Genomic DNA, 19,390 nt, shown 5'->3' with positions numbered 1-19,390 from the left:
TTGATGATGCAGGATCTGGCGGTCTCCGCATCGGCATCGGCCCTGTCGCCGATCGCGCTCTTCCTCCAGGCGGACATCGTCGTGAAGACGGTCATGATCGGCCTGTTGCTGGCCAGCATCTGGACGTGGACGATCATCGTCTCCGGCAGCCTCGCGCTCGGCCGCGCGTTCAAGGCGAGCCGGGGCTTCGAGACCGACTTCTGGAAGTCCGAGGACATCGACAAATTCTACGACGGCCCCGGACGGAGCGACGTTCCCGCCGCGAAGGTCTTCTCGGCCGGTGTCGCCGAATGGCGCCGCTCGGTGCGGACCGGCAAGCCCGTCGACCGTGACGGGACCCGCGCGCGGCTGTCCAGCGCGATGGCGGCGGCTGCGGGCGCGGAGATCGATCGGCTGTCCGACCGGCTGAACATCCTCGCCACGGTCGGTTCGGTCGCACCCTTCGTCGGCCTGTTCGGCACCGTCTGGGGCATCATGCGCAGCTTCACCGACATCGCCGCGTCGCAGAACACCTCGCTCGGCGTCGTCGCCCCCGGCATCGCCGAGGCGCTGTTCGCGACCGCGCTGGGCCTGTTCGCCGCGATTCCCGCGGTCATCGCCTATAATCGGCTGCTCCACAGGGTCTCGAAGATCGAGGGCCATCTCCACCGCTTCGGCGATGCGATCCACATGACCCTCAGCCGCGAGCTGGAGCGCGCCTGATGGGCATGGGTTCTCCGGGAGGGCCGGTATCCGGCCGCGGCGGACGGCGCGCGCCGATGGCGGAGATCAACGTCACCCCGCTGGTCGACGTGATGCTGGTGCTGCTGATCATCTTCATGGTGACCGCGCCGCTGCTGCTCGCGGGCGTTCCCGTCGACCTGCCCGAAAGCTCCGCCGGCGCGCTGGACCAGGACAAGAAGCCGATCCAGCTGTCGATCGATCGTGACGGTCATGTCTTCATCGACGACCGCGAGATCCAGATCTCGGCTATGGCCGACCAGTTCGCCCAGATCGCCGCCAAGTCGGGCACCGGCAAGGAAAGCCCGCAGATCTTCCTGCGCGCCGACCGGGGACTCGATTATGGGCGGGTGATGGCGGTGATGGGCGCGCTCAACCATGCCGGGCTCAACCGGGTCGCGCTGGTGACGATGGGCGAGGGCGGCGAGGCCGCTCCGGCCCGGCGCGGCGGCCGGATCGACGGGGACGAAGTCCCAGAGCCGGCGGTGCCGTGATGGACCGGGCGGAAGGCGCGGGACTGGGTCTGTCGATCGCGGGGCATGTCGCCCTGCTGGCGATCCTGTCGCTCAACCTGATGAGCGTGCGCGAACTGCCCAAGCTCAGCGAGCCGATGGACGTGATGCTGGTCGACAAGGCCGGCCTGACCTCGGCCGCGCCCGAGGTTTCGAAGGAGCCGCCCCAGGCCGCCCAGGCGCCCGAGGTCGGGCCGACCACCGAGGAACCCCCGCCCGAGCCGACACCGACACCGACCCCGGCGCCGGCCAAGCCGCAGCCGACGCCGCCCACGCCCAAGCCGGCCCCGACGCCGAAACCGGCCGAGAAGCCGGTGCCGCCGAAGCCCGCGCCGACCAAGGCGGCCGAGAAGCCTACCCCGCCCGCGCCGGCCAAGCCGAAGCCCAAGGCGACCTCGCTCGGCACCGATTTCCTCAAGGGCATCCCGGTCGAGAAGTCGGCCGGCAAGGCCGCCGCCCCGCGCGCCGCCGCGATCAGCCCGATCGCGATGAACGGCCTGGTCGCGCTGATCGCGAGCCAGGTGAAGCCCTGCTACACGATTCCAGCCGGCGGCACCGACACCACGAGCATCATCAGCCGTATCCGCCTACGCCTGAAGCCCGACGGCTCGATCGCGATCGCGCCCGAGGTGATCGGCAATCTGGGCGTGAGCCCGGCGAACCAGCCCTATGTGCGGCAGATGAACGAGGCGGCTACCCGCGCGTTGCAGCGCTGCGCACCCTATAAGCTGCCGGCCGACCTCTATGAGGCGTGGCAGGACCTGATCTTCACCTTCCGCCCCACTCAAATGAGCTGAGCCTGTGAATTTGACTTGTACCCCCGATTTCGGGTCTACTTCCCGGAACGGGGCAGAGGAGACGAGAATGCGTTTTCGCCTTGCCCTGTCGCTGTTGAGCCTGGCCTTGTTCGCCGCGCCCGCCGCGGCCCAGCTCGAAGTCGACATCACCGGCGGCATAGCCCAGCCGATGCCGATCGCCATCCCCGGCATGCCGACCCCCAATGTCGCGAACACGCCGGCGGGCGACACCGCCGCCCTCGGGCAGCGGGTCGCCGACGTCGTCACCAACGATCTCAAGAATAGCGGTCTGTTCAACCCGCTGCCGAAGAGCGCGCTGCAGACCGTCACCCATCCGCAGGTCACCGCGCCCGACTATACCTTCTGGACGCAGAGCGGCGCCCAGGCGCTGATCCAGGGGTTCGTCCAGGCCAATGGCGACGGCTCGCTCACCGTCGGCTGCTATCTCTACGACGTGCTGGCGCGGACCGAGCTGACCCGCCAGGGCTTCGTCGTGCAGCCCGCCCAGTGGCGCCGTGCCGCGCACAAGTGCGCGGACCTGGTCTATACCCGCCTGACCGGCGAAGGCCCCTATTTCGACAGCCGCGTGGTCTATGTTTCCGAAACCGGGCCTAAGACCAGCCGCATCAAGCGGCTGGCGATCATGGACCAGGACGGCGCCAACCACCGGTTCCTGACCAACGGCCAGACGATCGTGCTGACCCCGCGCTTCGCGCCGAATCAGCAGACGATCACCTACATGTCCTACACCAACAACCGCGCGCGGGTGTATGTGTACGACATCGGATCGGGCAGCCAGCGGCTCGTCGTCGACCAGCCGAACATGACCTTCTCGCCGCGCTTCTCGCCCGACGGACGGTACATCGTCTTCTCGATGGCGATCGGCGGCAACACCGACATCTACCGCGTTTCCGCCGGCGGCGGCACGCCGCAGCGGCTGACCACGTCGCCGGGCATCGACACCGGTGCCAGCTATTCGCCCGACGGCTCGAAGATCGTCTTCGAAAGCGACCGTTCGGGGACGCAGCAGCTCTACGTCATGAACGCCGACGGATCGGGCCAGAACCGGATCAGCTTCGGTTCGGGTCGCTATGGCAGCGCCGCCTGGAGCCCGCGCGGCGACCTGATCGCCTTCACCCGGATCGGTGGCGGCTTCAACGTCGGGGTCATGAACATCGACGGGTCGGGCGAGAAGATCCTGACCAACGGCTGGCAGGACGAAGGACCGAGCTGGTCGCCCAACGGCCGGGTGATCATGTTCTTCCGGACCGGGCAGGGCTCGGGCAAGGCCGATCTCTGGTCGGTCGACCTGACCGGCGTCAACGAACGGCCGGTGCCGACCCCGCTCGACGGATCGGATCCGGCCTGGGGACCGCTGCTTCCCTGACGTTTCCGGGGAGCATTTGGGAATAAAAGACGTTATTGGACCGTAATAGTTGTGAAGGAGATTTGATGATGGCGCATATGACGATGAAGATCGCGCTGGTCTCGGCGCTCGCGCTGAGCATCAGCGCCTGTGCGAAGAAGAAGCCCGAGGAACTGCCTCCGCCCCCCGCCGCGACCGCACCGGCCCCCACGCCCGAAGCGCCGCCGCCGCCGCCCTCGACCGGCCCGGTCCCGGGTTCGCGCGCCGACTTCCTTCAGCAGGCGGGGACCGACACCATCTTTTTCGGCACCGACGGCTATGACGTCGACGCCGAGGATCAGGCGACCCTCACCCGGCAGGCGGAGTGGCTTGCCAAATATCCGAACGTCTCCGTGACCATCGAGGGTCATTGCGACGAGCGCGGCACCCGCGAGTACAACCTCGCGCTGGGCGAGCGTCGCGCCAACGCCGCGAAGAACTTCCTCGTCAGCGCGGGTGTCCCGGCCTCGCGCCTGTCGGTGATCAGCTATGGCAAGGAACGCCCGGTCGCGACCGGTTCGGACGAAGCCAGCTGGGCGCAGAACCGTCGCGCCGTGACGGTGGTTCCGAACTAAGCCACGCCGAATCGTTGAACGGGAAAGGCCGTCGGCGCGATGCCGGCGGCCTTTTCCATGGTCCTCAATCCTCGAGCGACAGCAGGTGATCGCGCAATGCGCGGGCGTCGTGCAGCGCGTTGTGGGGAACCTGACTGTTGCGCGCGGTCGAGAAGCCGGGGGTGCGATGGAATTCGAAACGCATATGGCGAATGTCGACGATCTCGGTCTCGCCGACCAGTAGCAGCCGGCAGAACAGCGCGATATCCTCCGGCCAGTCGGCGACGATCACCGGATCGGGATCGTTGCCCAGATAGGCGGCGACATCATGCGCCGCCGCCACCCGGTCGAGCCGGTTGAACAGGTTGCGCGGCACCGTCTCCAGATAGGGGACGACATGCTTTGCGACCCAGGGATGATAGGGGCCCTCGCTCGGGATCACGACATAATAGTCCTGATCGCCATATTCGGGCACCAGGGCGAGGCTGAGCAGGTCGCCGCCGAAGCCGTTGAACTCGGTATCGAGGAAGTAGCGCATAAATCTCCAGCCCGTCATTCCAGCGAACGCTGGAATCTCCCTGCCCTTTGCCCCGCACGGAAGAAAAGGGAGATCCCAGCTTTCGCTGGGATGACGCGAGAAATCTAGCCCAGCGCCGCGATCCGCACCCGCGCCGGGCAGGTCTGCGTCTCCAGCAGGCCGCTGCGCGCCAGCAGCCGCCTGATCGCCTGCCGGGTCCCTGGACGGACGGAGTCCATTGCGATCGTCGCGACGGTCTCATGGCCATATTCCCACCAGGCATGGGCGGGGCCGGCGACCCCGACGAGGGCCGCCAGCGCGACCGGTCAGCGCAACGACATCAGTCGTCGCCGTACATCGCCACGACATGGGGCTCGTCGGCGCGGGCGAGGCCGCGATACATCCCCTGGCTGTTGAAGCACCAGCCGCCGCGGCCCTGGCCGTCGACGCTGATCAGCCCGCCGATGCCGCCGAGCGCGCCGATCTCGCCGATCACGCCCGCGCCCGCCTCGTCGATCGTCTGGCCGGCCAGACGCACCCGCGCCGACAGTTCGTGCGCCGCGCCGACCCGGATGAAATGCTCGCCCGATCCGGTGCAGGACGTCGCGGCGCCGCTGTCCTCGGCCCAGGTACCGGCGCCGATCACGGGCGAATCGCCGATCCGGTTCCAGCGCTTGCCGGTCAGTCCGCCGGTCGAGGTGGCGGCGGCGAGGCGGCCCTTGCCGTCGCGGGCGACCGCGCCGACCGTGCCATATTTGAGATCGGCGTCGAAGGTGCCCCCGGCGCGCAGCTCCTCATATTGGCGCCATCGCTCGTCGGTGTGGAACCAGGCGGGGGCGGCCTGCTCGATACCGTGTTCGGCACCGAAGCGGTCGGCGCCCGATGCGGTGAGCATGACGTGCGGGCTCTGTTCCATCACCGCCTTGGCGAGGGTCACGGGGTTGCGCGCCTTGGTCACGGCGCTGACCGCGCCGGCTTCGCGGGTGGCGCCGTCCATGATCGCGGCGTCGAGCTCGTTGATGCCGTCGGCACTGAACACAGCGCCGCGGCCGGCGTTGAAATAGGGATCGTCCTCCAGCACGCGCACGGCCGCCTCGACCGCGTCGACGGCGGTGCCGCCAGCGGCGAGGATGGTCGCGCCGGCGTCGAGCGCGGCGGTGAGGATCGCCTCGGCATGGGCCTCGGCATCGCCGCTGAGCAGCAACCGGCGGAGCTGGCCCGCGCCGCCGTGGATAACGAGCGTCCAGCCTTCGGCCGGGCCGCTCCAATAGGATGTGAGGGAGCGTATTTCGGTCACGTCTATCACCTGGGCAGGAGGGGCGTCCCGTCGGGAACGCCCGCAATGTCAAATGGATCGGCCGTCCGGCGCGCGACCGGAATCCTTGCGAAGATGCCGGCGGCGACGCTGGCGTGACGGCTGTTCCAATGGATGGAATCAGCCTATACGGGCGCCGAAGCTTTTCAAAGAACGGAATCCCATGTCCATCCGTCCGTGGCGCGACATCCAGCGCCGTCAGTCGCGCCAGATCATGGTCGGCAACGTCGCCGTCGGCGGCGGCGCGCCCGTCACCGTCCAGACGATGACCAACACCCCGACCGACGACGCCAGGGCGACGATCGACCAGATCCGCCGCTGCGAGGAGGCTGGGGCCGACATCATCCGGGTGTCCTGCCCCGACGAGGCGTCGACCGCCGCCTTGAGGCAGATCGTCCGCGCCGCGAAGGTGCCGATCGTCGCCGACATCCATTTCCACTACAAGCGCGCGCTCGAGGCCGCCGATGCCGGCGCCGCCTGCCTGCGCATCAACCCGGGCAATATCGGCTCGGCCGACCGGGTGGCCGAGGTCGTCCGCGCGGCCAAGGCCAATGGCTGCTCGATGCGGATCGGCGTCAACGCCGGCAGCCTGGAGAAGGACCTGCTGGAGAAATATGGCGAGCCCTGCCCCGAGGCGCTGGTCGAAAGCGCGCTCGACCATATCAAGCTGCTGCAGGACCACGACTTCCACGAATATAAGGTGGCCGTGAAGGCGTCGGACGTCTTCCTCGCGGTATCGGCCTATATGGGCCTCGCCGAAGCGGTCGATTGCCCGCTCCACCTGGGCATCACGGAGGCGGGCGGGCTGATCGGCGGCACGGTCAAATCGTCGATCGGCATCGGCAACCTGCTCTGGGCCGGCATCGGCGACACGATCCGCGTGTCGCTCTCGGCCGAGCCGGAGGAAGAGGTCCGAGTCGGCTTCGAGATCCTCAAGGCGCTGGGCATCCGCAACCGCGGGGTCCGCGTCGTTTCCTGCCCGTCCTGCGCGCGTCAGGGTTTCGACGTGATCCGTACCGTCCAGACGCTGGAGGAGCGCCTCCAGCACATTCGCGTGCCGCTGTCGCTTTCGGTGCTCGGCTGCGTCGTCAACGGTCCCGGCGAGGCGCGCGAGACCGACATCGGCCTGACCGGCGGCGGGGCCGGCAAGCATATGGTCTACCTGTCGGGCGTCACCGACCACACGGTGCAGGACGCCGACATGGTCGAACATATCGTCAGGCTGGTCGAGGCCAAGGCCGCCGAGATCGAGGCCGCCGAAGCCGCACAGGCGCAAGCGGCGGAATGACGTCGACGACATGCTCCGGCGCGGGCCGGGGCGTTGCCGCGCCGGGGAAGCATGCTGAGCGCGGTGGCGGAAGCGCCCGGCCATGAAGCGCGCTTCCCCGGCGATCGCCTTTGCGGTGGCCTGTCTCGGGGTCGCGGTCTTCTCGTCGATGGATGCGGCGGTGAAGGCGCTCAGCCTGGCGATCGGGACCTACAACACCCTGCTCTGGCGAGGCTTCGCCGGGATCGGCTTCGGCGCGCTGCCCTGGCTCTGGTCGCGCCCCGCTCGTCCGTCGCGCGCGGCGATGCGCTTGCATGTCGAGCGCGGCGCGGTCTCGGCGGTGATGGCGATGCTGTTCTTCTGGGGGCTGGCCCGCACGCCGCTGGCGCAGGCGATCGCGCTCAGCTTCATCGCGCCGCTGATCGCGCAGGGCCTCGCCGTCCTGCTTCTCAAGGAGCGGATGAGGCGCGGCGCGCTGGCCGGATCGGCCATGGGCTTCGGCGGCGTGGTGGTGATCCTGTGGGGACAGTCGCACGCACAGCTGGGCCCCGACGCGTTGCTCGGCGCGCTGGCGGTGCTGCTCTCGGCGGTCTTCTACGCGTACAACATCATCCTGATGCGGCGACAGGCGCAGGTCGCCGATCCCTATGAGGTCGCCTTCTTCCAGAGCGTCTTCATGGCCTTGTGCCTCGCCCTGGCGATGCCGTGGTTCGCGGCGCTGCCGCCGGTCGACCATGTCCCGCTGATCCTGTTCGCGGCCGTCCTGGCGACGATTTCACTCGCGTTGCTCAGCTGGGCCTATGCCCGCGCCGAGGCGAGCTATCTCGCCCCGGTCGAATTCACCGCCTTCATCTGGGCCAGCCTGTGGGGCTTTGCCTTCTTCGGCGAGCATGTCGGCCTCCCGACGTTGATGGGCGCGGGCCTGATCGTCGCCGGCTGCCTGATCGCCGCGCGTGCCCCCGATATGGAAAGAGACGTCATCCCATGACCAGCACCACGACCACCGTCCGCCGCGCCCGCCCGGGCGACGAGCACGACATCCTTCGCCTCGTCCGCGCGCTCGCCATCTATGAGCGCGAGCCCGATGCGGTGAAGGCGACACCCGAGGGGCTGGCGGCGCTGCTGTTCGGCGAGGATGCCAGGGTCTTCGCCCATGTCGCCGAACAGGATGGCCGGATGGTCGGCATGGCGGTGTGGTTCTTCAACTTCTCGACCTGGACCGGGCTGCACGGCCTCTATCTGGAAGACCTGTTCGTCGATCCTGCGGCGCGCGGCGGCGGGGTCGCCCGCGCGCTGTTCGAGGCACTGGGCCAGGAGGCGAAGGCGCATGACTGCGCCCGGATCGACTGGGGCGTGCTCGACTGGAACGAACTGGCCAAGGGCTTCTACCGCAAGCTCGGCGGCCGCCGGATGGAGGGGTGGGAGCCGTGGCGGATAGACGGCGAGGCGCTGGAGCGGCTGAAGGGTTGACGGTCCCCTCGGGCCGCTTTCCGCCTACCCGCCCAGCACGTTGATCGTGAAGGCCAGTACGCCGATATTGAAGACGAAGGCGGCGAAGCTGTGGAGGATCGCCACCCGCCGGATCGACCGGCTGCCGATCTCCACGTCGGACGTCTGGAAGGTCATGCCCAGCGTGAAGGCGAAATAGATGAAATCCCAATAATTGGGCTCGTCATCGCCCGGAAAGCCGATGCCGCCGGAATCCCCGCCCTTCGCGTTCCGGCTGTAGAAGAGATGCGCATAGTGCAGCGCATAGGTCATGTTGCTGAACAGCCAGGCGAGCAGCAGCGTGCCGATGATCAATGCCACCGTCGCCGGGCTGGTGGCTCCGCGCGCCGACAATTCCTCCGCGATCGCGACCAGGATCACGCTGCAGACGATGCCGGTGATGGCGAGCAGCGTGGCGCGGTTGGCGTCGTTGCGCTCGGCGGATTCGCGCATCGCATCGGGCTCCCGCCCCAGCAGCGGGAGGCAGGAGAGCAGGAAGACGGTGGCGCCGATGTCGAAGCCGATCATCGCCGCGCGCGACCAGCCCATCATATGGAAGGCGATCAGGAAGCCGGCGATGCCGAGCGCCATGAAGGCGACGAAGCGCGGCGGGGCGAGCCGGTGACCGAGGGCGAGCGGGGCTGCCATGTCCTTCGTCTAGCCTAAGCCGGACCGCGCGGCTATGGGCGCAGCATGGCGTGGATATGGTTGATCATCGGCGGTTGCTTCGAAGTGGGTTTCACCACCTGCCTGCGCTTCGTCGATGGGTTCCGCAACGTCCCCTGGACGCTGGCGTTCCTCGTCTCGGTGACCTTGTCGATGGGTCTGCTCGAAGTCGCCAGCCGGTCGATACCGATGGGCACCGCCTATGCCGTGTGGGGTGGAATCGGCGCGATCGGGACGGTGGTCGTCGGGATGATCTGGTTCGGCGAGCCGGCGACGCCGATCCGCATCGTCCTGATCTTCGCGGTCGTCGCCTGCATCGCCGGGCTGAAGCTCAGCGCCGGTCACTGACCCGAAGCGAGGGCGATAGCTCGCTGTCAAGGCCGGGTCGGCGAACCGATGTTGACGTCGTTCTGGACCAGCGCGACGATCCGGTCGATCGCGGGCTCGCAGCCCGGAAATTGCCCGAGATAGTGCATCGTCCAGTTGCAGCCGGTCGGGCTTTCTCTGGCGGTCGGCTTGGGCATCGGCGCGAGCACCGGCTTGTCGCACGATGCCAGTTCGGGATCCTCGTCGATCATCGCCTGCACCCGACGCCGGATCTCCTCGCCGGACACCATCGTGCGCTCCACGCCGCCGACTTGGACGGAATCGGCGTGAAAATCGCGGGATTCGCTGGACATCGCGACGCTCCTCTTCGGTTCGCGGGATACAGCGCGCCGGGATGTGGCTTGGTTCCCGGCTCAGTGGCCCGCACCGAAGCGCAGCCGGGCGCGGACCCCCAGGACGCGCGGCTCACCCGCGATCAGGGTGGCCGCGCCGCGCGCCGATGGGCGGGCATATGGACGGTCGAGCAGATTGGAGGCGAGCGCTTCGATCTCGAACGCATCGGAGAAGGCATAGCCCAGCTGGGCGTTGATCAGCGCCGTCGCGCCCATCCCGCCATCGTCGCCGTCGAGCCCCATCGCCGACTGATAGGCGATGCTGGGGATGAACGCGATCCGTCCGGTCCCGACGGGCACGAGCATCACCGCACCGAGCGAGGCCGACCGGTCGGGCGACAGCCGGAACTTGCGACCGTCGCGCACCTGGTTCTTGAACCGGGCCTCGCGATAGGCGCCGGCGACGAACAGGCTGATGCCGGCCGTCGGCGACCAGCGGGCCATCGTCTCGAGGCCGTAGGTCTTGGCCCTGCCGACGCTGGCGATCGTCAAACGGTCGCCCTGGCGTAGCGTCGTCTGGAGATTGCGGAACTTGTTGTAGGACAGGCCGGCCTGGAGGGTCACCGCCGTGTCGGCGAGCGCGGTGCGCAGCCCGACCTCATAATCGTCGACCTGCCTGCCGGGCAGCCGGCTGAAACGCGGCGCATCGCGCAGCAACAGCGACGTGGACGGCGCGTCGGTGCTGCTGCCCGCGAAGCTGATCAGTTGCCCGCCGATGGGTGCCGGGCCAAGCGCGCGGGCGCGGGCCGCGTCGGAGGGCTGTCGTTGCGGCAGGCCGATCAGCCGCGCCACGCTGAACGGCCGGCGGCGAAGGCCGAACCAGACCGTCTCGCCCGCGCCACCCGAGGCGAGGCCCGCGCCGGCGTCCGGAAGCGTCACGGCGAGAGCCGGTTCGGGCATCGCGACGAGGCCGAGCGTCGCCAGTCCAATGAACGGTCGCATCGTCTTCCCCCTGTTGCAGGAGGCTTAGCCGAAGGCGATGACCGCGAGATGGCCTCGGCGAGTCAAAGCCGAGTCAGCCGGGCTTCAGAAATATTGCGCTGCGGCGAGCACCGGCCGCGATCGAGCCGCGTCAAATCGCGCGCCAGCACCGGCGGGCCATGCTATGATTCGGAATGGAGGAAGTTTCGGCGCTGTGATCGAGGCAACAGCACCGGCCGCTCCCCGCTGCTAAGGCTGGGTGCGGACGATTTCGTCCTGCCTGGGGGCAACCGGGCGCTCCTTCGTCCCGTATAGGACATCGGGGGCATGACAGGGGTTTGACATGATCCGAGCGTCGATGCGTCGTGCTGTGATGGGCCTGCTGGTGGCGGGCGCCGCCCTGCCGGCCGTGGCTTGGGCGGCGGACGGCCCCGCGATCAAGGCCTATAAGCGCGATCCGCTGCCGATCTACGACGATGCCGGTACCAAGCTGCGCGACGTTCCCGTCGCGTCGATGCCGGCCGCCGGCTCGGCTGGGGCGAAGGTCGTCGGTGCCAAGGCGGGGTTCGTGGGCGTCCAGCTCGACGGCAAGCTCGCCTGGCTGCGGCTATCGACGGTCGACTATGTCGGCGATCTCGCGGCGATCACCTGCGATGCCAAGGCGATGAGCTTCGCCAAGATGGAAGAGGAGGGTCTGCAGCAGTCGCTGGGACTCGGCTGCGGCGGGGGCAAATAGCGAGAAGGGAGGCCGGGGGGCACGACAGGAGGGTTTTCAGATGCGATACAGCTTGATCCTGGCGACCGTGGCGATCGCGCTCGGTGCCGCGCCGATGGCCGATGCCGCCCCGAAGAAGAAGCGCGCCGCCGCACCGGCCAGGGCGGTGGCGGCGCCGGTGGAGCCGGTGGTCGCCACGCTGCCCGACGCGCCCTATGTCCCGCTCGCCGGCTGTCCGGTCCCGGCGAGCGGATCGCTGGCCGCCGCGAAAAAGATCGACAAGAAGGCCCGGGGCAAATTCTCGATCGACAAGGCGCCGTTCATCTCCACCCTCGACGCGGGCGACCTGTGCGTCACCAATACCAGGATGCGGACCGGGGTGGGCGATACCGCGGGCTCGATGGGGCTGTCGGCGCAGGTCATGAACACCCGCTCGGCGCGCATGGACCTGGTCGACATCCCCTCCTTCGAGCGCGAGTTGCGACCGGTGCTGGAGGCTTTCGCCAAGGCCTGGCCCTATGCGCCGCTCGAACGCACGCCCAAGCTGCTGTTCCGGGCCGACGAGGCCTATCAGGCGCAGGCGCTGCCCGACAACACGATCGTCGTGTCGATGGGGCTGCTCGAGGCCGCGCAGTCGGATTCGGAGGTGCTGTTCGTCCTCGCGCATGAATATGCCCATCTGCTGCTCGGCCATTTCGCTAAGGCGGAGACGATCGCGGGCGCGCGCGGCGCGACCCAGGCGGTGTCGGTCGCCTGGTCGGCGGGCAGCGCCTTCACCGCGATGAAGAAGAGCGGCGGAAACGTCTCGCTGGCGACGATGCAGACCGGCATGGATGCCGGCGCGCGCCGCGCCGCGCCGGTGGCCGAGGCGCTGCGCTTCGCGGTCGACGACATCTTCGCGACGTCGTGGAACCGCGACCAGGAGAATCAGGCCGATGCGTTGGCGGTCGACCTGCTGATTCGCGGCAACATGACGATCGACAGCTATGCCAATGTGTTCGAGCGGCTGCAAAAGGCGTTCGAGGCGCAGAAGGCATCCTACGACAAGCGCAAGGCGGCCGCCGACGCGGCGCAGGCCAGCATGGGCGAAGCGATGAAGGGCTTCGCCGCCAGCAACATGTCGAGCTTCGCGGCCGGCGGCACCGGGCAGGGGTTAGGATCGAGCCTGCTCAAGACGGCGGGCGGCGCGCTGGTCGCCAATCTCGGCAACATCACCAAGTCGATGGGCGGCGACACCCACCTCCCGCCCGAGGAGCGGCGCAAGGGCCTCGCCGCCTATTTCCAGGCCGGCTATCCGACGGCCGACCCGCCGATCGACACCGGCGCGCTGCTCGGCCGGATCAAGGGCAAGCCCGACTTCGCCCGCGCGGTGGCGATGCGCGACAGCTACCTGAAGGCGCGGGGCAGCTATTTCGCGCAGGATTATGCGGGCGCCTCGGCGCAGCTTCGCGCGCTCGGCGCGGGGAGCCGGACGGCACCCACCTTCGTCAACTATGTCGCCGGGCTCGCCGCGCGCGACCAGGGCAATGTCGCGCAGGCCGCCAGCTATTTCCAGGCGGCGCGCACCGGCACCGGCGTCCAGAACCTCCAGCTCTACGAGACTTATACCGAGATGGAGATCGGCAGCGGCGACATGAGCGACAGCAACGTCCTGATCACCGAGGGCAAGGCGCGCTTCAAGGACCCCGACCATTTCAAGAGCATCGAGATCAAGCGCGACCTGGCCGCCGGGGACATGACCGGCGCGCAGATCGTCTACAACGCCTGCCAGCAGGTGAAGGGGCGCGACTATATCGTCGAACGGTGCCGGGCGGCTATGCCGCAGGGCGCGGCCCCGCAACAGGGCAATCCGTTCGGCATCAAGCTGCCCTTCGGCGGATGAGGCGGATGCTCCGGGGCGAGGCGGCGGGCCTGCTCGCCGCGCTGGCGCTCGCGCTCGCCGTGCCATGCCTCGCCGCCGAACCGACGGTCGACGCGCGGCTGGCCCGGATCGAGGCGGGGATCGGCGCGGCGACCGCCGAAAGGCGCTGGGGCGATGCGATCGCACTCGGCCGCGAGGCGCTGGCGATCGAGGAGGCGACGAAGGGTGCCGACCATCCCGAGGTGGGCGGCACGCTGTCGCTGATCGCGGACTGGACGGTGCGGCAGGGCAAGCCGGCCGATGCGACCCCGCTCTATCGCCGCGCGCTCGCGATCTTCACCGCGAAGCTCGGCCCCGACGACCGGCTGAGCGAACAGGCCGCGTCCAATCTCGCCGCCAATCTCCAGGCGGTGGGCCGCCATGAAGAGGCGGAGGGCCTCTACCGCGCGGCGCTCGCCCGCGCGCAGGCGAAGGCGGGCGAGGAGAGCCGCGCGACCGCGCTCGCCTATAACAACCTCGCTTATGCGCTGGGCCGGCAGGGTCGCTTCAGCGAGGCGCGCGACCTCTATGCCAAGGCGCTCGGCATCGCACTGCGCTGGGAGCCCGAGGATCTCGACCTCGCGCTCATCGAAGGCAATGTCGCGTCCAATCTCGACGCGCTCGGCCGTCCGATCGAGGCCGAACCGCTCTATCGCCAGTCGCTCGCCGTCCGCATCGCCGAGCTGGGCTCCGACAACCCCGCGGTCGCCACCAGCTATAATAATCTCGGCTTCAACCTCGACGGCCAGGGCCGCCATGTCGATGCGGCGCCGGCCTATCGGCGCGCGCTGCGCATCCGCACCGCGATCGATCCCGAGGGTCTCGCCGCCGCGACGAGCTACAACAATGTCGCGCACAATCTGAACCGGCAGGGCGACTATGCCGGCGCGGCGCCGCTCTACGCCAGGGCGCTCGCCATCTGGCAGCGCACCTATGGCAGCGATCATCCGATGACGGCGATCGGGCTGTCCAATGTCGCGGTCAATCTCGAACGGCAGGGCAAGGCCGCCGAGGCGCAGCCGCTGTTCGAACGGGCGCTGGCGATCCGGCTGGCAACGTTGCGCGCCGGCCATCCCGACATCGCCACCGCGCGGTTGCGGCTCGGCCATGTGCTCGTGTCGCAGCGGCGGTTCGACACCGCCCTGCCCGATTATGAGCAAGGCGTAGCGGCGCGGCGCGCGGCGTTCGGCGCCGATCATCCAGCGCTGGCCGAGGCGTTGACCGACCTCGCCGATCTCTACCTGGCGCTCGGCCGTCCCGCCGACGCGGTGAAGGCGGCGCGCGAGGCGGCCGAGATCGTCCGCCGTCGCCGCGCGGGCCGGATCGGGGAGGCCCGCGAGAGCGACGGCGCACAGCAGGCCGTGGCCCGCGCCGAGGCCGCCGACGCCAGCCGCTTCGATCCGCTCGCCGGCGCCTTCGCCACCCTGATCCGGGCGGACTGGGCCGAAGCCGCCCGGTCGCCGCGCCAGGCGGCGGCGCTCAGGGCCGAAGCGTTCCTCGCCGCGCAGGACCTATCGGTGTCGGCCGCCGCGCGCAGCATGGCGCGGACCGCCGCCCGCACCGCCGCCGGCGAAGGGCCGCTCGGCGCGCTCGTCCGGCAGCAGCAGGGCCTATCCGACCACGCCGCCGAGCTCGATGCCCAGCTGCTTCGCCAGCTGATCGCCGGGGACAGCCAAAAGATCGCGCGGACCCGCGACCTGAGCGCCGCCAATGCGCGCGACCTGGCCGAGGCCGATCGCGCGCTGGCCCGCGCCTTTCCGGCCTATGCCCGGCTGATCGGCGCGCAGAGCCTGGCGATCGACGCGGCGCGCGCCCGCCTCGGCAAGGATGGCGGCCTGTTGCTGATCGTCGTGGCGGGCGACGATCTCTACAGCTTCGCGATCGGGCCGAAGCAGGTGCGATGGTCGCGCCGCGAAGCCGCTGCCGCTCCGGTCGCGGCGGCCGTCCGTCGGCTGCGCTGCCAGGTCGACCCCAAGGGATGCGGCGATGCGACGCCCGGCTGGCCGCCCTTCGACCGGGCGGCTGCCTTCGGCCTCTATCGCGACCTGGTCGCGCCGGTCGAGCCGGCGCTGGCGGGGAGTCGCAGCCTGTTCGTGGTGACCGGCGGGGCGCTCGCCGAGCTGCCGCTCGGCCTGTTGCCGACCGCGCCGCCGGCCGCCGGCGACAGCGACGCCGAGCCGGCGGTTCTCCAGAACACGCCCTGGCTGGCCGATCGCTACGCGGTCACGGTGCTGCCGGCGGTGTCGGTGCTGCGCGCGGGCGAACCGGCGGCCCCGGGGGCGGCCGGCGGCAGGGTCCAATTCGTCGGCTATGGCGCGCCCAGCTTCCTCGGGCCGGCCGGCGGCGGGCGGAACATCGACGATTTCCTGCGCATCCCGCAGCCCGTCGACCGGGCTGGACAGGCCCTGGCCGACCCTTCCGCCCTGCGCGAACTGAGCCCGCTGCCGGGGACCGAGATCGAACTCAAGGCGATGGCCGCGACCCTGAGCGCGACTCCCGAACTGCTCCATCTCGGCAGCGCCGCGACCGAAGGGGCGGTGCGTCGCGACACGGCGGTCGGCGGCGCGCGGGTCATCGCCTTCGCCACCCATGGCATCTTGCCGGGCGAGATCGGCGGCCTGCGCGAGCCGGGCCTCGCCTTCACCCCGCCCGAGAAGAGTTCGTCCGAGGATGACGGGCTGCTCGCGGCCTCCGAGGTGGCGGGCATGCACCTGTCGGCCGACTGGGTGATCCTGTCCGCCTGCAACACCGCGACCGCCGACGGCACCCCCGGCGCCGACAGCCTGTCGAGCCTCGGCCGCGCTTTCCTCTATGCAGGGGCGGGATCGCTGCTCGCCAGCCGCTGGCGGGTCGCCGACGATGCGACGGCGGCGCTGACCGTCGAGACGCTCGCCGCGCGCAAGGCGGGGCTCAGCCGGGCAGCGGCGCTGCAACGGGCGATGCGCACGGTGCGGCTCGGCCGCCGCGCCGACGGATCGGCGTTGCCTGGCTGGTCGCCCGCCTGGGCACATCCGGCCGCCTGGGCGCCGTTCACCGTCATCGGATCCGACGACGGCTGACCGTCGCGCCGCCGTTTCAGGTCAATCGTGCGGGCGCAGGCCGGTGTTGAGCTTCTCGACGACTTCGGCCAGCGGCTCGGTGACGGTCACGCTGCGGCCCTCGCCGAAGCGGATCCGGGTGCCATCGTTGACCTGCGAGATGAAGGTAACCTGATTGGCGTTGATCGCGGTTTCGACCCGATCGGTGCCGACGAACATGACGAGCATGTCTTTCTCTCCTTCATTCTTTGGACGGAGAGGATAGCCTACGGCGCGACCGCTACAAGCTCAGAAAAGCTTCGTCCTGCAGCCGCGTGCCTGGTGGACGCCGCGCAGGAAGCCGCGCCGCGCATAGCCGGCCGCCACCGCGCGCTCGAGCCGCCGTTGCGCCGGGGCCGCGCCGGTCACCTCGCGGACCAGCCCGCGGAAGGGGATGATCGAGTTGACGATCGTCTTGCCGCCCGCTTCCGCCAGCTTGCCGGCCTTGTTTTCCTTCTTGACCTCGCCGGGCTTGAAATCGGGCCCCATCACGTCGGTGAGGTCGTGGAACGCCCTGGAAAGGTCACGGCAGGTGCGGATTCCCTTGAGCGCATAAGGCGCATCCCAGGCCTGCTGCAGCGCGGGCGGTATGCCGGTCTTCGCGACGCCGACGTCCCGCGCCGGCTGGCTGGCGATTCGCCCGGCGCTCTTGCCCATCGACTGGATCCGCCCCTCCTGATCGGGCGACTGGCCGTTGGCGGGCTGGCTGGCGTTGCCGGCGGCAAGGAGCGGGCCGGACAGCAGGGCCAGCAGCGCGAAAGAGAGAGCTGGTTTCATCATTGGCTTTTTCCTAGCGGCGGCAATCACGGAAAGAATATAACGATGTTTCGGTCAAGGGAGCCCGGGGAATGGCCATGCGACGCATTTGTTCCATCGTCGGTCTTGCACTGCTCGTCGCGGGCGCCGCGCAGGCGGAGACCAGCTATGTGCGGGCCGGGCGGCTGATCGACAGCGAGAAGGGCGTGGTGCTGACCGATCGGCTGATCCGGATCGACGACGGCCGGGTCACCGCCGTCACCCCCTATGCGCCGCCGCCGGCCGGTGCGGCGCTGGTCGACTGGTCGGGCTATACGGTGCTGCCCGGGCTGATCGACATGCACACCCACCTCGCCGACTGGGGGCAGACGAGCAACGTCGCCGAGCCGCTGCTGCACAGCCAGCAGGAGATCGCCTATGTCGGTGCCCGCCATGCCCGCGAGACGCTGCTTGCGGGCTTCACCACCGTCCATGATGTCGGCTGTTTCCGCGCCTTCAGCGACGTGGCGCTGCGCGACGCGATAGTCCGGGGCGATGTCGAGGGGCCGCGGATGAGCGTGGTCGGCGCCTATATCACCGTGCCGGGCGGCGGCGGCGAGGTCACGGGCTTCGCGCCCGACGTGCAGGTGCCTGCGGACATGCGGGTCGGCGTCGTCACCGATGCGAAGGACGTGCGGCTGAAGGTCAGCCAGCTGTTCCAGCGCGGGGTCGACTCGATCAAGCTGATCGCGACCGGCGCGGTGCTCGCCGAAGGGACCGAGCCCGGCGTGCAGGAACTGAGCGAGGAGGAGATGCGCGCCGCGGTCGAGACGGCGAAGGCCAATGGCGGCTGGGTCACGGCCCATGCGCATGGTGCGGCGGGGATCAAGGCGGCGATCCGGGCGGGCGTGCGCTCGATCGAGCATGCCTCGCTGATCGACGACGAGGGGATCGCGATGGCGAAGGCCAGGGGCGTGTTCCTCGACATGGATATTTATAACGGTGACTATATTGAAGAGATCGGCACCAAGGAGGGCTGGCCGGCCGGCTATCTTCGCAAGAACCGGGAGACGACCGACGCGCAGCGCGAGGGGTTCCGCAAGGCGGTGAAGGCCGGGGCGAGGATCAGCTTCGGTACCGACGCGGGCGTCTATCCGCACGGCCTCAACGGCCGCCAGTTCAAATATATGGTCCGCTACGGGATGACGCCGATGCAGGCGATCCAGGCCGCGACCGTGACCGCGGCGGACCTGCTCGGCTGGTCGAAGGACGTCGGCGCGATCGCGCCGGGCCATTATGCCGACATGATCGCGGTGAAGGCCGATCCGATCGCCGACATCGCCGCGCTGGAGCATGTCGACCATGTGATGAAGGGCGGGGCGCTGGTGCGATAACGCGGTTGCGCCGCGCTTAACCAGCCCGGGCAAGCCTTCCTTAGTCCACTCGGGACCAGGCTGCGCATGGCGTGGAGAGTCCCATGGATCTGTTGAACATTGCGCGAAGCGGCCTGCGGGCGGGCGAGACGGTGGCGGCCGCCGCCGCGTCGAGCATCGCCGGCCGCCATGGCGTCGCGACCGTGCCCGCCGTCATGCCCGCGGGCGCGATCCCGGCGACGGGCACCTATTCCCGTCGGCCGGTCCGCACCGCCGCGAAGGCGAAGCCGCATGGCGGCGCCGCCCCAGCCGAGGAACAGCAGGGCGAGGCCGATCCCGCCGAGGCGGCGGCCGCTCCGGTCGCGGCGCAGGATCTCTACACCGCCAGCGCCGCGATATTGCGGACCGAGCGGAGGATGCGGGGCAGCCTCGACCTGCTCGCCTGATCGGGCAGGCGGCCGGGCTGTAGCCGTCAGGAAGCGGTTTCCCGCTCGCGGACCAGGTCCAGCGCTACGTCGACGATCATGTCCTCCTGCCCGCCGACCATCTTGCGGCGGCCGAGCTCGACCAGGATCGTGCGGGTGTCGAGGCCATAATCGGCGGCCGCCTTCTCGGCGTGGCGCAGGAAGCTCGAATAGACCCCGGCATAGCCGAGCACGAGCGTCTCGCGATCGACGCGCACCGGGCGGTCCTGCAGCGGGCGGACGAG

Annotated in this window: 21 protein-coding genes and 1 pseudogene; 14 read left to right on the top strand and 8 right to left on the bottom strand. The window is 69.4% G+C overall.

Going from position 1 to position 19,390, the window contains the following annotated elements:
* Positions 1–3: 3 nt before the first annotated feature.
* From tolQ to pal, 5 genes are all read left to right on the top strand, one after another.
* A complete protein-coding gene (tolQ, locus tag ASE22_RS06185) occupies positions 4–702 on the top strand; it encodes a protein TolQ (protein WP_056356486.1) in 699 nt (232 codons plus the stop codon).
* Positions 702–1,214, top strand: a complete 513-nt coding sequence (gene tolR, locus ASE22_RS06180) for a protein TolR (RefSeq protein ID WP_056356415.1) — start codon at positions 702–704, stop codon at positions 1,212–1,214. The genes tolQ and tolR overlap by 1 nt, the downstream gene beginning before the upstream one ends.
* On the top strand, positions 1,214–2,029 hold the full coding sequence (locus tag ASE22_RS06175) for a hypothetical protein (protein ID WP_056356413.1): 816 nt from the start codon (positions 1,214–1,216) through the stop codon (positions 2,027–2,029). Before tolR ends, ASE22_RS06175 begins: the two co-directional genes overlap by 1 nt.
* A gap of 67 nt (positions 2,030–2,096) precedes the next feature.
* Positions 2,097–3,416, top strand: coding sequence for a Tol-Pal system beta propeller repeat protein TolB (gene tolB, locus ASE22_RS06170; RefSeq protein WP_056356412.1), 1,320 nt, complete (start codon positions 2,097–2,099; stop codon positions 3,414–3,416).
* Positions 3,417–3,481: 65 nt separating this feature from the next.
* A complete protein-coding gene (gene pal, locus ASE22_RS06165) occupies positions 3,482–4,009 on the top strand; it encodes a peptidoglycan-associated lipoprotein Pal (protein WP_200933145.1) in 528 nt (175 codons plus the stop codon).
* A gap of 64 nt (positions 4,010–4,073) precedes the next feature.
* On the opposite strand, the gene ASE22_RS06160 is transcribed toward pal, so the two are convergent.
* Together ASE22_RS06160 and ASE22_RS06155 are read right to left on the bottom strand one after the other, a co-directional pair.
* Positions 4,074–4,526, bottom strand: coding sequence for a hypothetical protein (locus ASE22_RS06160; RefSeq protein WP_056356410.1), 453 nt, complete (start codon positions 4,524–4,526; stop codon positions 4,074–4,076).
* Between the two features lie 319 nt (positions 4,527–4,845).
* Positions 4,846–5,802: an isoaspartyl peptidase/L-asparaginase family protein gene (locus tag ASE22_RS06155; RefSeq protein ID WP_056356482.1), complete on the bottom strand. Its 957-nt coding sequence runs from the start codon at positions 5,800–5,802 to the stop codon at positions 4,846–4,848.
* A 181-nt stretch (positions 5,803–5,983) separates the two neighbouring features.
* Here ASE22_RS06155 and ispG point away from each other — a divergent pair, with 181 nt between their 5' ends.
* The 3 genes from ispG (at position 5,984) to ASE22_RS06140 (ending at position 8,557) form a co-directional block, all read left to right on the top strand.
* Positions 5,984–7,108: a flavodoxin-dependent (E)-4-hydroxy-3-methylbut-2-enyl-diphosphate synthase gene (ispG, locus tag ASE22_RS06150; protein ID WP_056356408.1), complete on the top strand. Its 1,125-nt coding sequence runs from the start codon at positions 5,984–5,986 to the stop codon at positions 7,106–7,108.
* Positions 7,109–7,190: 82 nt separating this feature from the next.
* Entirely contained in the window at positions 7,191–8,075 is an 885-nt protein-coding gene (locus ASE22_RS06145) for a DMT family transporter (RefSeq protein WP_056356406.1), read from the top strand.
* On the top strand, positions 8,072–8,557 hold the full coding sequence (locus tag ASE22_RS06140; RefSeq protein WP_056356404.1) for a GNAT family N-acetyltransferase: 486 nt from the start codon (positions 8,072–8,074) through the stop codon (positions 8,555–8,557). The genes ASE22_RS06145 and ASE22_RS06140 overlap by 4 nt, the downstream gene beginning before the upstream one ends.
* 24 nt (positions 8,558–8,581) lie before the next feature.
* On the opposite strand, the gene ASE22_RS06135 is transcribed toward ASE22_RS06140, so the two are convergent.
* Positions 8,582–9,223, bottom strand: a complete 642-nt coding sequence (locus ASE22_RS06135) for a DUF1345 domain-containing protein (RefSeq protein WP_056356401.1) — start codon at positions 9,221–9,223, stop codon at positions 8,582–8,584.
* Between the two features lie 45 nt (positions 9,224–9,268).
* On the opposite strand from ASE22_RS06135, the gene ASE22_RS06130 reads away from it, so the two are divergent.
* The gene (locus tag ASE22_RS06130; RefSeq protein WP_056356399.1) at positions 9,269–9,589 is read left to right on the top strand and encodes a DMT family transporter; all 321 of its coding nucleotides are present in this window, start codon (positions 9,269–9,271) and stop codon (positions 9,587–9,589) included.
* Between the two features lie 26 nt (positions 9,590–9,615).
* Here the strand turns inward: ASE22_RS06130 and ASE22_RS06125 are convergent, their stop codons facing one another.
* Both ASE22_RS06125 and ASE22_RS06120 read right to left on the bottom strand, forming a co-directional pair.
* Positions 9,616–9,921, bottom strand: a complete 306-nt coding sequence (locus ASE22_RS06125) for a hypothetical protein (protein WP_056356398.1) — start codon at positions 9,919–9,921, stop codon at positions 9,616–9,618.
* Positions 9,922–9,981: 60 nt separating this feature from the next.
* A complete protein-coding gene (locus ASE22_RS06120) occupies positions 9,982–10,902 on the bottom strand; it encodes a TonB-dependent receptor domain-containing protein (protein WP_056356396.1) in 921 nt (306 codons plus the stop codon).
* A gap of 322 nt (positions 10,903–11,224) precedes the next feature.
* On the opposite strand from ASE22_RS06120, the gene ASE22_RS06115 reads away from it, so the two are divergent.
* The 3 genes from ASE22_RS06115 to ASE22_RS06105 are packed head-to-tail and all read left to right on the top strand — an operon-like array spanning position 11,225 to position 16,555.
* Positions 11,225–11,617, top strand: coding sequence for a hypothetical protein (locus tag ASE22_RS06115; RefSeq protein WP_056356394.1), 393 nt, complete (start codon positions 11,225–11,227; stop codon positions 11,615–11,617).
* Between the two features lie 40 nt (positions 11,618–11,657).
* Positions 11,658–13,478, top strand: a complete 1,821-nt coding sequence (locus ASE22_RS06110; protein WP_056356393.1) for a M48 family metalloprotease — start codon at positions 11,658–11,660, stop codon at positions 13,476–13,478.
* A gap of 5 nt (positions 13,479–13,483) precedes the next feature.
* Positions 13,484–16,555 carry a CHAT domain-containing tetratricopeptide repeat protein gene (locus tag ASE22_RS06105; protein ID WP_235536260.1) on the top strand — a complete coding sequence of 1,024 codons (3,072 nt, stop codon included), beginning with the start codon at positions 13,484–13,486 and terminating at the stop codon, positions 16,553–16,555.
* 21 nt (positions 16,556–16,576) lie between these two features.
* Here the strand turns inward: ASE22_RS06105 and ASE22_RS06100 are convergent, their stop codons facing one another.
* On the bottom strand, positions 16,577–16,762 hold the full coding sequence (locus ASE22_RS06100; RefSeq protein ID WP_056356389.1) for a hypothetical protein: 186 nt from the start codon (positions 16,760–16,762) through the stop codon (positions 16,577–16,579).
* A 60-nt stretch (positions 16,763–16,822) separates the two neighbouring features.
* Positions 16,823–17,353 (bottom strand): hypothetical protein, encoded by a 531-nt coding sequence (locus tag ASE22_RS06095; protein ID WP_056356388.1) that lies wholly within the window; start codon positions 17,351–17,353, stop codon positions 16,823–16,825.
* A 68-nt stretch (positions 17,354–17,421) separates the two neighbouring features.
* Here ASE22_RS06095 and ASE22_RS06090 point away from each other — a divergent pair, with 68 nt between their 5' ends.
* Entirely contained in the window at positions 17,422–18,702 is a 1,281-nt protein-coding gene (locus ASE22_RS06090) for a Xaa-Pro dipeptidase (protein ID WP_056356386.1), read from the top strand.
* A gap of 83 nt (positions 18,703–18,785) precedes the next feature.
* Positions 18,786–19,127: a hypothetical protein gene (locus ASE22_RS06085; RefSeq protein WP_056356384.1), complete on the top strand. Its 342-nt coding sequence runs from the start codon at positions 18,786–18,788 to the stop codon at positions 19,125–19,127.
* 26 nt (positions 19,128–19,153) lie between these two features.
* On the opposite strand, the pseudogene ASE22_RS06080 reads toward ASE22_RS06085, so the two are convergent.
* Positions 19,154–19,390, bottom strand: a pseudogene (locus tag ASE22_RS06080) (4-hydroxy-2-oxovalerate aldolase); the annotation flags it as partial.

The organism is Sphingomonas sp. Root720, assembly GCF_001428605.1.
Taxonomy (GTDB): Bacteria; Pseudomonadota; Alphaproteobacteria; order Sphingomonadales; family Sphingomonadaceae; genus Rhizorhabdus.
Note: the sequence above shows the minus strand (reverse complement) of the source record. Positions and strands in the feature narration are given on the sequence as shown.